This is a genomic window from Thalassotalea eurytherma, from assembly GCF_030161415.1.
Lineage (GTDB): Bacteria > Pseudomonadota > Gammaproteobacteria > Enterobacterales > Alteromonadaceae > Thalassotalea_G > Thalassotalea_G eurytherma.
Window position 1 is genome coordinate 193,744 of the sequence record NZ_BSSU01000010.1, and the last position, 12,038, is coordinate 205,781.

The window sequence follows — 12,038 nt, forward strand, 5'->3', positions numbered from 1 at the left end:
CGTAATATTTACGCTGACCCTTTTTTATTGCCGATTATTTTAAAACTCATCGTTAATGAAGGTTACTTAACTAAAAGCAACTCTGTTTGGCGGCCATCAAAATAACGAATACCACGTTCATCAAAATAGGCATCTTCTTCTAACATTATGCGAATTTCTTTCTGCCAAGCGTTTATATAAATCGCGTTATTTAATTCAATAGAATACGCGGTGTTGTAATGAAGCGGATGATCACCGGTACCTCGCACTCCTTGTTGCTGATCCCACATACCTAACGTTGTGCCTGCACCATGGCCATGATAGCCCAAAGGATGTGAATAAATCGTTGGCTTTAACCCTTTAGCTTTGGCTTTTTCTAGAGACGATTTAAGTACTGCATTACCTGTTCGCCCTTTAGTAAACTCATTAGTAAAAATATCTTGCAGTAAATTGCCTTTTTGCAGAGCATTGGTTAAATAATTAGGTGCTTGCGTTTCACCCTTTTGTAAAACATAGGCATGCTGCTGAGTATCAGTATTGAGTCTTAAATAGGTTAAGCCAAAATCAACATGCAGTAAGTCGCCTTGCTGGATAATTTGATCGCCATAACCATTGGTAAAACTATCTTCATGATCAAACTTCACATTATCGCTGCGTTGAATGGCAACTGATGGGTGAAACCAAGTTTGTAAATTTATCGCTAAAACTTTCTCTCTAAACCACCATTGCATATCTTCAGTCGTCGTTTTGCCTATCTCAATAACATCACTAGAGAAACCCTCAGCAATTATTCGATGTGCTTGAGCAACAAGATTTTCCATAATATCTAATTCAGGCGCTATTCTTGTTTCAAGCCATGCTATGGCAAGTGGCTCTGCACTAACTAAACGATGATGGTATTTTTGCGGCAAAGCATCGATTAGTTCGCGTTTATCTGTGATCACTAAACCATCTGCGTGCCCCCAAAATTCTGATTCATTAAGCGCTATATTCTTCGGCTGATATTGATTGATGATATCTACAAGCGCTTGCCACTGATCAGGCTGTTTGGCTTTATCCCATGCCCTTTCAAAACTGTTCCCTACTTTGTATGGTGCAATAGCCAGTGCCTTGACACCTTCATTTGGCGTATTCACAAATGCTAAAATGGTTCTACGACGAGCAGAGTGCCATGTCGCCGGTAACAGTGTTTTAATAATTGGGTCTTCATTATATTCGCGAGAAATAATGAGCCACATATCAACACCATGTTTATCCATTAACTTGGGTAATAACTGCTTAATTCGCTGCTCAGTAATGTTATCTATAACTGCTGCGCGTTCCCGCAAAGGTAAAGGTTGCCACTGAGCAAGCGATTCAACACTATATATAGCTAAAATAAACGTGATTGCGATTCGATAGAACATTCTGCCTCCTTGTCTGTACTAATGATTAATAGCCGCCAAATGAACCAGCCGGCCCAGGAAATACAACTGGTGATTCGAAGCCATCTTTCGACACACTACTAACCCCAAAAAAGTAATTATCAATGACAATATTCTCTAACGTGAAGCTATCGACATTGCCAACATATTGGCTTTTTGTCCACGTAGGTTCAGTTGTTAAACGCCAATGGATGCGATAACCAGCAAGGTTTTTAGCTTGCTCGCCCGCTAATTTTTGCCAGCTCAATGTTGTTGATGGTTGTACCGCGCCTTTAATCGTCACATTCGCAGGTGGTGCCGGCGCCCAAGCTATAGAAGCAAGGCTCACAGCATTTAATGAAGTGAGCTTTGCATTAAAGGCAAAATCGACACCTGATAAGACATCACCATATTCGTGTCCGTTTTCAGTTCTAATATCTTGATGCTGTCTATCATAATGTTCATTGGTTTCCATGATGCGCACTGCTGGAAAGCCGACTTCATTAAAAGGACGGTGATGACCACCTCGACCAAATCTATCTAAACGATATACCATCATGGTGTCTAAATTAGGGATATATTTATCGGCGACTACATCAATATAGCGGGCTAGATTTCGAGACGGTGAATCAACTTCACCACCTGTGAAGCGTCTTAATCTAGCCTCCTTAGCGGTTTCAACATAACGGACACCTTCGGAAAAAACACGAGCAGTTGTGTTGTTGATCACGCCATTAATCCCTGCAATGTTTCCTATCATATCGTTATTAATAACACCTTCTACTCGCCAGTTTTCTGCTAGTGCAATTTCAGCCATGATTTTACCACCAAATAACCCTTGCTCTTCACCAGCAAGCGCAGCGTAAACAACAGTGCCATCGAATTTGTACTGTGATAATACCCGTGCAGCTTCTATAACACCTGCTAATCCCGATGCATTATCGTTTGCACCTGGTGATAAAGAGGTAAAATCTAGTGGATCACTCACCCGTGAATCAATGTCGCCAGACATCACAATATAACGATTTGGATCAACACTACCGCGCTGAATAGCAACGACATTAACGACTTCCGTTGGTTCAGGAATACGCTTTTCGCCTGAAAAGGTTTTGCGTTGATAAACAACTTCTAAACAACCACCGCATTGCGCAGAAATTTTATCAAATTCACTTTTTATCCAGCGGCGTGAAGCACCGATACCCTGTGTATCAGATTCCGTTTCAGATAATGTATGGCGTGTGCCAAAACTCACCAATTTAGTGACATCGCTTTTCAAACGTTCACTACTAACGGCGCGTTGAATGTCTCTTAAAACAGCTTGTTCGGAAGGAGGAACAACAAGAGCAGAGGCTGAAAAAGAAGATAAAAATGTTGCTGTTAACAAGGCGTAGCTAACAGAAAATACTGGTTTTGCTGACATGTAGGTTCTCTTCGTTATATTTATTTTTCCGCTAAGAGAGTAGCAAGTCGATGAAAAACCTGCCATAGCTTGTGTGTGAACTCATTGTAAAACTTTCAACAACTATTTCATTTAAGAATAAGTAGTGCAAAAGAAATACTTTATGGTTATATTAAGTTTTATTAGAATGAAAACTCTACTATGTTAACTCGAGGTTCTTATGTCACCAATGCCACTTCCTGATGCTCCACACAAGCAAGCTTTTGTTGCTGGTGAAGTTGCCCTCGTTGGTGCAGGCCCTGGCGATGTAGACCTTTTAACCTTGCAAGCCTTTCGTTTTATTTCACAGGCAGAAGTTGCCATCTATGATCGCTTAGTCAGCGATGAAATCATGGCACTAGTGCCTAATGATGCTGAACGCGTTTATGTTGGTAAAAAGCAATCGGAACATCGTGTTCCACAGCAAGGTATCAATCAATTGCTGGTTGACTATGCAAAACAAAATAAACGTGTCGTTCGATTAAAAGGTGGTGACCCTTTTGTTTTTGGTCGAGGCGGTGAAGAAGCACAGTTTTGTTTAGCAAACCAAGTAGCTTGTCATATTGTGCCAGGCATGACAGCTGCATCAGCCTGCTCAAGTTATGTCGGTATTCCGTTGACCCATCGAAAAGTTGCCCGATCATGTACATTTATTACCGGTCATGTCCAAGAAAATGGCGAGCTAGATCTTCCATGGCAAACACTTAACGATAAACAACAAACGGTTGTTTTTTATATGGGTGTAAAAAGTTTACCGATCATCATTGAGCAATTACACAAAGCAGGTCGCGATTTATCAACGCCAGCGGCGCTTATTAGAAAAGGAACACAACCTGATCAGCAGGTGTTCAAAGGGAGATTAGACAATTTGGTTGAGCTGGTTGAAAAGCACCAAGTAAAACCACCAACCTTGATTATGATCGGTGACGTAGTTAATACCTTCGATAGTAATCACTTAAACGGCTTAGGCTATTTAACACCGTAGCAGCGCTTCATATAATTGGCCTAAATCGATAAATCACAGCAGAAATTAGCGCCAGACCAACTCAAACACTACCAAGACCTGGTTTAGCACTGAGTTTATAAGAGCTTGCCCTCTCATTTCCTTTCAACGCCATGCTTTACAAACTAACGTGACCTTCCACAAGGTTCTGCTACTCGGTTCTAGGAGAGCTGATATCTGCCAACTTACTCCTCTTTTAATACAACGTTAAGAGGGCGGAAGTTTACAGAAATTGACCGACTAATTTTTGTGCAAGTTCACAAAAAGGTGAATTCACTTAAATTGGCATGCCAAGTTCATTTTAAAGTAGAACTCAGCGCGCTGACATTAGCAAAGTAAGGTTAATTACTCGTATTACTCTTCGGCTTGTTGCTTGAAGAGTGGCGAGATTTATTAGGCGAGTGACGACCTTTAGCCGGCTGTTTGCTATCCGACGTAGTATGACGTTTATTACGGTTGCTTTGATTAGGTTTCTTTGGCCCTTTGCCTGCATGGCTTTTATCATGATTAGAAGAGCGACTTGGCTTATCGCCTTGCTTACCCGAACGTTGTTCAACAACTTTCTTTTTTGGTTTCTTTGGCTTTTTCTTTTTATAAGGTCTTATCGCACGCGACTCAGGTAAAGGGTTATGAGGCGTAAAACCAGCAATATCACGACGTTCAATATGTTGTTGAATCACATATTCAATATCTTGTAATTGATCAATTTCATCAGCACTAACCAATGAGATAGCCTGCCCATCAACACCTGCTCTTCCCGTTCGTCCAATACGGTGAACATAATCTTCTTGAACATTAGGCAAATCAAAATTAACAACGATTGGTAATTGGCTGATATCAATACCACGAGACGCAATATCGGTTGCTACTAACACTTTAATCGTTTTGTCTTTGAAGGACTGTAATGCTCTGTTTCGCGCGCCCTGACTTTTATTGCCATGAATAGCAAGCGCTTCAATGTCTTGACTATCTAAAAATTTAACCAGTTTATTGGCGCCGTGTTTGGTGCGACTGAACACCAATACCTGATCCAAATTCTCTTCTTTAATTAAGTGAGCAAGTAGCTGAGGCTTTCGCTTTTTATCAGCAGGCACTAACCAATGGGTAATCGTATCTGCCGTGGTGTTTTCTGGTGTTACTGATATTTCAGAAGGTTGAACCACGATCCCTTTCGCAAGCTCTCGAATCTCAGGAGAAAAAGTTGCCGAGAACAGTAGGTTTTGGCGCTTTTTCGGAAGCAGTCTTATTATTTTTTCAATATCACGAATAAAACCCATATCTAACATACGGTCAGCTTCATCTAACACGAGTGTCGATAGCTGAGAGAATTTAATCGCATTTTGAGAATACAGATCTAACAAACGACCCGGCGTTGCAACCAAAATATCAATGCCATTTCTCAATCGCATCATTTGAGGGTTAATTTTCACCCCGCCGTACACTACCGTGCTTGTTACTTTTAAGTGTTTAGCATACGTTTCAATATTATCGCTAATTTGTGCAGCCAGTTCTCGCGTTGGCGTAAGAATCAGTACCTTTGTATGATTATGGCTAACTTTTATTTTTTCTTTATTATCATGCAGTTGCTGTAGTATTGGTAAAACAAAACCCGCTGTTTTACCTGTACCGGTTTGCGCAGCAGCCATCACATCTTTTCCCTCAAGGATCTTAGGAATAGCTTGTGCTTGAATAGGCGATGGTTCGGTATAGCCTTTTTCCTCTAATGCAGAAAGAATTTGAGGGGCTAACCCTAATGAAGAAAATGTCATAAATGCCTCTAAAGCGCAAAGATAGCTGCCCTTACATAATTAATCATATAAGAAACAGTAAAAAGGGCGTGAAGAATACGCGAAGCAGCCAAGTTGTGCAACTACCAACACGTTACTCTAAGTGGCTATTGAGCCAGTTTTTAGCTTCTTTGATATCTTCAAATGTCGCGTTTTTTAAGCCAGCCTTGTCATAAACGCGTTTCATTTGTTTTGCTGTTGTGCTCGCGTAATCGCTATGGGTAAGGTTCACGGCAATAGCCTTAGCAGTGCCCTTAGCTACATGTACTTCGTGGTAAGCAAGGCCATCAGGCAAGGCTAACGTATTACCACGCATAATAAGCAATATGGCAAAATTTCGGTAATCAACATTCTCCGTTACATACTGAATGAGATCTGCATGCATTTCTTTGAAAAATTCGAGATTAAATGGCCCATTAGAATCTATGATAACGATATTATCATCTGTAGCGTAATGGCATAGGCCGTGGGCGGGAAAGAAACTAGTCAACATCTGTACTCATAGATATTAATATAGTGTTAATTATAGAGCAATAATCACTAGGGGCTGATGATCTTTCATTTTAGCCTCTGCTTTAGGCTAAGTTTGAAGATAACCAAGCGAAAAGAGAGTAATGTAGTTGTTCTACCCTAACGATTTTCAACGATGTTAGGTTTAAAATTAGCCAAAGCCCTTTGGGTTGACATGAAAAAGCGATACTCTTTGTTGGTTAAAGTGTATTTGGAACAACCAAACATTACTTTAAGCGCCGCGAATCTCATCTTTTGCAAGGCAACAGAGTTACAAACTGAAAGATCAACAGACTCTAATAAAAAAGGGCTGATAATCAACCCTTGAATTCATCAATATTAAAGACAGGCTACCTAATCATTGAGCATCGCAAGTTTTTCTTGGTAACTTTGTTCTTTAGCGACATATCTAGACCATTGCTGAGCCATTTTTTTCGTGCTTTTAATGTCTTTAGCTAATTCAAATGCCGATAACGATTGTTCAAACTGCATTAGGTTAAAATGTGCCATACCTAATACGAGTAACATATTACCGTCATTATCAAGCTTACCACGACTAATCGCTTTATCAGCATGCTCTATCGCTAATTGCCATTTTTCTGTATTCAAATAGGTTTGTGCTAATTGCGCATCAAACTTACCGTGTTCAGCTATTTCAGCAGCTTTTTGCAACACAGGGATCGCTTTTTGTTCTTCACGTGCTTGAATATAAGCTTGTGAAATCAATTGGTAATGCTTTTCTTGCGGTACAACTTTACCTTGAGCAATTGCATCATCAAGCACTTTAGCTGCTTTGAAAGGCAATTGCTGATATAAGTAAAGTTGAGCCAACATCATAATATCACCAGGTTTAGTGATGTAGCCTGCTTGCCATGCCGTTTCCATTGCACCAAGTTGCTTTTTCTCTTGGCCAATTTCACCGTACATACCAGCAAGTTGAATCCAGTATTGTGGCTTTTCGTATAGCTTAACCAGCTTCTCTAAAACTTTAGTCACATTTTCTGGCTGCTTAAGTTCATAAAAAGCGGCGCGCTGAAGTATTAACCAGTGCTCTTTAGGCACTTCATTTTTGCCTTCAGTCATCGTAACAGCCGTATTAATATGCTTAATGCTGTCATCAAATTGCTTATTTTGATAATACACTTGGGCAAACAAAATGTGCTGACTGGCTTGCAACGGCTTGTTATTAACGTCTTGCCATTGCTTTAGAAATTCTAATGATTGAGCGAAATCTTGTTTTTGCATCGCAAGTTGCGCCAATGAATACAAGGTAGCAACGCGCAAGGTTTCAGGAATCGCTTCTTGTGCAACAACATTTTCAAAGCTACGAATAGCGTTTGGAATATCTTCTTGTCCGTAATACATGAAGCCATAAAAATTCCACAACATGGCTTTTTCATAACTATTCAAACTATCAATTTTACGTTTTACCGCTTCAAGCACTTCTAAACCTGCAGCTTTGTCACCGCCATCTGCTAGCTTTTGAGCACGAGCAAGTTGCGTATAAACACGATCACGCATTGCAGGCACTTTCGTTGTTTCTTGCTTAGATGCAGCATAGGCAACTGAACCTAACTGTTTATCAAACACAGTAAAATCAGACAAAACTGGCAGTGAAAAAAGAACACTTGCGCAAAGGCTTTTTATCATGAATTTATTCATCATATTCTCCTAAAGAAACCACGCCTAACCGTCGATCTCAAACGTTATTTTGTTTTGTACGCCAGAAACTTCCATTGGCTCACCGTCTACTACGCGTGGACGATATTTAAACTTAAGGGCTGCATCTATCGCAGCGCGGTCAAAAATACTCTCTGGCTTAGCTTCAACCACTACAGGATCTTTAACAGAACCATTTTTAGTTACTGTAAAAGATAAAATCACATAACCTTCAATACCACGAGATTGTGCTCGACGAGGGTATATAGGTGCGACCTTAAATAAAGGTAAATACTCACCGTCAGAGCTCGCTAAACTTAATCCACCAGATAACCCACTACCCGTTTGCACATCAGCAGTGAAACTTGTGCTGATCGCGTTAGCATTTGGGTTAGCTTTTGCCATTTGCATAGGCTCAACTTGAGGCGGTGGCGTTTGTGGCTTAGGCGGTTTTTGAGGCTTACGCTCTTTTTTCTGAGGGGTCTCTTCTTGTTTTAGGCGAATAAAATCAAGTACGTTACCTTTAGGAGGATCCGTTAATACGTCGTTACCACCTTTTATAAGTACCTGCATCCCCCACAATAAGAAGAAAGTAACGCTGACCGCTAAACCAATCGCTAAGGCATAACGCGCACTTGCATGTGTAAACAAGTTTGCTTTAGGTTGCGTAACTTCTACAGCTGTTGTCATGGTTATGCCTCATCTGCCGCGATTGACACGTCATAAACGCCAGCAGCACGTGCTGAATCCATCACTTTCACTAATACGTCTGTCGTTGCTTTTTTATCCGCTTGAATAACAACCGTACCTTGTGGGTTTTCAGCTTTTAAACGTTCTATATTAGCTTGAACCGTACGAACATCTACACGACGTTTGTTGATCCAAATTTCACCTTTATCACTGATCGCCACTAAGATATTAGCGCGTTCTTTTTTAACGGCCGTTGCCGCTTCAGGACGGTTAACATCGATACCAGCTTCTTTTACAAATGACGCTGTAACGATAAAGAAAATAAGTAAGATGAAAACAACATCCAACATAGGTGTCATGTTGATTTCTTCTGCTTCTTCCGCTTCGTGAATAACTTTTGCTAATTGTGAGCGCATACTATTGCCCTTTTCTCTTTTGTAGATGCAACAACTAGTGTTGCATCAATAATTTATCTTCTAATAATTCCGTTTGACGCTTAGCGTAACGTTGGAAATACGTCACCATAAATACGCCTGATAAACTGCCGACCATGCCAGCCATTGTTGGAATTGTTGCTCTTGAAACACCCGACGCCATTGAGCGCGCATTGCCACTACCTGAAATCGCCATTACATCAAAGACTTCAATCATGCCAGTTACCGTGCCTAATAGGCCAAGCAATGGACATAACACAACCAACGATTGAATCAGAGTAATGTTTTGGTTTAGTGCAATCGAAACCTTTGATACCGTGGCTGCTCGAATTTGCTCGGCATTCCATGAGCTTCGTTCATCACGTGCAAACCACATATCTACTGTTTGCTTTTTAATTGATTTATAACCGATAAGTACGAAGACCAAGCGTTCAAAAATCAATAACCACATTAAAGCGATAACTGCAGCTATGACGGTCAACACCTGACCGCCAGTATCTAGGAACTCACGGATGCTATTCATCATGTCGATGAATACAATCATGATTTATGCTCCCTTCTCGCTACGATTAGCAATAATGCCAGCACTTTGCTGTTGTAAAATATTGATAATGCCTTTACTACGTGTATTTAGTAGCGTTGAGATAAACACCATAGGTATTGCCACAACAAGACCAAGAACCGTTGTTACTAGGGCTTGAGAAATACCGCCAGCCATTAGTTTAGGGTCACCTGTACCGAACAAGGTAATTGCCTGGAAGGTATTGATCATACCGGTTACCGTACCTAATAAACCAATAAGTGGCGCAACAACAGAGATGATTTTGATGATAGTCAAACGTGATTGCAATTTCGGTACTTCACGTAGAATTGACTCAGAAAGTTTTAATTCTAACGTTTCAGTATCGGCATTCGGGTATTGCTCTTTAACCATCAATACACGCCCTAACGGGTTGTCATCAGAAGCAGCAGGTGCTTTCAATTGACGATTAACTTTTGCACCAATTAAGAAAAGTGAAATAAAGCGTTCAATCGCAATAAGTAAACCCACTAAACCAATCGCTAAAATCACATAACCTACTGGACCACCTTGATCAACACGCTCACGATCACTAGGTGCTTGAATTAACAAACTTAAAATTGAACCACCGGTTGGATCTAAAGCAAACGCTACTTGACCATTTGAGGCATCAGACAACGTAGAAGCCGTATCTAAATAACGGTTAACCGGTTGACGCATTAATTCAGCAACTGAATCTGTTTCATTGATGTATTCTAAATATTTGCCATTGGCTACTAGGTTAAAGCTACCAACGCGCTTAACTGCCGTTGTAGTTTTTGTACCATCAGCTAAAACAATTTCACGATCGAAAGTTGCGATTTTGCCACTTTGTGTCATTTCACGTTGAAGTTCGAACCATAAACGTTCAATTTCTTCAATCGATGCTAATTTCGACGTAGAGCCCATTGATTGAGCAAACTCATCTAAGAACACATCACGACCTGAAATTTGTGATGAAATCACTGAATTTTGGAACTTACTCTTGGTATCGCCAGCCACTTGCTGAAGCACACCAAATAATTCTTTTAGTTCACCTAAACGTTTATTTAATGCATCAGTTTGGTTAGCAAGTGCTAACTCATTATCTTGGAATTGATTTTCAAGTTGGGCACTTAATTGAATTTGACCATCACGCTCGCCAATAGCTTGCTTTAACATAGCGTCTTGCTCAGATTTACGTGCTGTAAACTGTGCTTCACGAGCTTTGTTTTCTTCTGTTTGAGCAATTTGACCTTGAGCTAATTGATTTAACAATTCATCTAGGTTTTTAGCATCATTCGCCTGAGCCAATAAACTAAATGCGGCAGCCGCAACACTGGCTAATAAGGTTTTGGTATTAATTGAGAATTTCATGTGATGTCCTTACTCGCTAACGTTAAGTGGAACGACGACTAAATCAGGTGCAAGTTGTTTTCTTGCAATACGTAATGCTTTATTTATGTCACTGCGGTAACTAGCAGGAAGATCATCCCAAGCTTTTGTTTCTTGATTCCATAAACCTAGCTTTGAACCATCACGTGTTTGATATAAAAAGCTAATACGACCTATGCGAAGAAATTCAACATTTTGCTCTTGACCATCAACGTCTAAAAGACCGCTGTAGGCTTCAATTGTGCGACCGTAATCTACTTCTATTTGGTAAGCTTCTAATACACGACGAAACTTTTCTGAAACGGCAATATCAGCGCGTTCCATCATTGAATTTAAGCTTTCGATGCGTTTTTCACGCTCTTCTGGTAAGAAAGGTACATCAAGAGAAACGAAGGCTTCTAACGTTGAAATCATACGCGCCATCAAAGGAGAAATTTGACGCTCGATAATGCTGACCTGCTCCATTGAAGTAGCGATGTCATTTAATTCAGTTAATTGATTATCAATTTGCTTTTGCATTTGACCGTTGTAGACATTAAGACCATCAATTTCTTTATTAACGGTTTTAAACTGCTGCAATTTGGTTTGTATCTGATCGCTAATTTTGTCAATTTTCTTTTGTGACATATCAGCAGATTGGTTGATTTTTTGACCCGCTTTTACAACGTCTTGGACATCAGTCGACTGAGCAACTGCATTAAGCGAAAGACTACAACTTGCACCCATTAATGCTGTTGCAAAGGCTAGCTTAGACAATTTCATATTAAACCCTAGATTGATTTTTTTGCTAATAAAGAACCAAAAACGTGACAATTTGTTATGTTTTTAGCACTTTTGTTATGGGGCAAAATTCTAAAGGTGAAATGTGACAATAAAGTTTCAGCTATATTGCAACTTTATTAAATGACAAAGATATGACCATTTTTTGACAAAAATTAAGGATTTATGACATGACATAAAATGAGAACAGGGATTGCGGCCTTCGCCACAATGACGAAGCTCTGCGAATACGCGACAATGACTATGTATATGTTCCACACTGACTAGCTAGCCAAGCCAAAAGAACCATCATGCGTCATACCGACGAAGGTCGGTATCTCATTCACGAGTATTAAGATTGCGGCCTGCGCCACAATGACTATGTAAATACGCCACAATGACGATAGTACTGCGCAACCATTATGTGTCATACCGACGAAGGT

The 12,038-nt window shown here is 40.2% G+C and carries 11 protein-coding genes; 1 reads left to right on the top strand and 10 read right to left on the bottom strand.

The window, feature by feature from the left end:
- Positions 1-62: 62 nt before the first annotated feature.
- Both QQK02_RS11320 and QQK02_RS11325 read right to left on the bottom strand, forming a co-directional pair.
- Positions 63-1,385, bottom strand: coding sequence for a M24 family metallopeptidase (locus QQK02_RS11320; RefSeq protein ID WP_284208140.1), 1,323 nt, complete (start codon positions 1,383-1,385; stop codon positions 63-65).
- 25 nt (positions 1,386-1,410) lie between these two features.
- A complete protein-coding gene (locus tag QQK02_RS11325) occupies positions 1,411-2,802 on the bottom strand; it encodes a M28 family metallopeptidase (RefSeq protein WP_284208141.1) in 1,392 nt (463 codons plus the stop codon).
- 199 nt (positions 2,803-3,001) lie between these two features.
- Between QQK02_RS11325 and cobA the strand changes: the two genes are divergently transcribed.
- The gene (gene cobA / locus QQK02_RS11330) at positions 3,002-3,805 is read left to right on the top strand and encodes a uroporphyrinogen-III C-methyltransferase (RefSeq protein WP_284208142.1); all 804 of its coding nucleotides are present in this window, start codon (positions 3,002-3,004) and stop codon (positions 3,803-3,805) included.
- Between the two features lie 359 nt (positions 3,806-4,164).
- Here the strand turns inward: cobA and QQK02_RS11335 are convergent, their stop codons facing one another.
- The 8 genes from QQK02_RS11335 to QQK02_RS11370 form a co-directional block, all read right to left on the bottom strand.
- Positions 4,165-5,592, bottom strand: a complete 1,428-nt coding sequence (locus QQK02_RS11335) for a DEAD/DEAH box helicase (RefSeq protein ID WP_284208143.1) — start codon at positions 5,590-5,592, stop codon at positions 4,165-4,167.
- A 112-nt stretch (positions 5,593-5,704) separates the two neighbouring features.
- Positions 5,705-6,103, bottom strand: coding sequence for a hypothetical protein (locus tag QQK02_RS11340; RefSeq protein WP_284208145.1), 399 nt, complete (start codon positions 6,101-6,103; stop codon positions 5,705-5,707).
- A gap of 371 nt (positions 6,104-6,474) precedes the next feature.
- Positions 6,475-7,785: a tetratricopeptide repeat protein gene (locus tag QQK02_RS11345; RefSeq protein ID WP_284208146.1), complete on the bottom strand. Its 1,311-nt coding sequence runs from the start codon at positions 7,783-7,785 to the stop codon at positions 6,475-6,477.
- 21 nt (positions 7,786-7,806) lie between these two features.
- Positions 7,807-8,469 carry an energy transducer TonB gene (locus tag QQK02_RS11350; RefSeq protein WP_284208147.1) on the bottom strand — a complete coding sequence of 221 codons (663 nt, stop codon included), beginning with the start codon at positions 8,467-8,469 and terminating at the stop codon, positions 7,807-7,809.
- Positions 8,470-8,471: 2 nt separating this feature from the next.
- Positions 8,472-8,885 (bottom strand): ExbD/TolR family protein, encoded by a 414-nt coding sequence (locus QQK02_RS11355; RefSeq protein ID WP_193021787.1) that lies wholly within the window; start codon positions 8,883-8,885, stop codon positions 8,472-8,474.
- 34 nt (positions 8,886-8,919) lie between these two features.
- A complete protein-coding gene (locus QQK02_RS11360) occupies positions 8,920-9,447 on the bottom strand; it encodes a MotA/TolQ/ExbB proton channel family protein (RefSeq protein ID WP_284208149.1) in 528 nt (175 codons plus the stop codon).
- 3 nt (positions 9,448-9,450) lie between these two features.
- Positions 9,451-10,818 (bottom strand): MotA/TolQ/ExbB proton channel family protein, encoded by a 1,368-nt coding sequence (locus QQK02_RS11365; protein ID WP_284208151.1) that lies wholly within the window; start codon positions 10,816-10,818, stop codon positions 9,451-9,453.
- 9 nt (positions 10,819-10,827) lie between these two features.
- The gene (locus QQK02_RS11370; protein ID WP_284208152.1) at positions 10,828-11,598 is read right to left on the bottom strand and encodes a DUF3450 domain-containing protein; all 771 of its coding nucleotides are present in this window, start codon (positions 11,596-11,598) and stop codon (positions 10,828-10,830) included.
- Positions 11,599-12,038 lie beyond the last annotated feature (440 nt).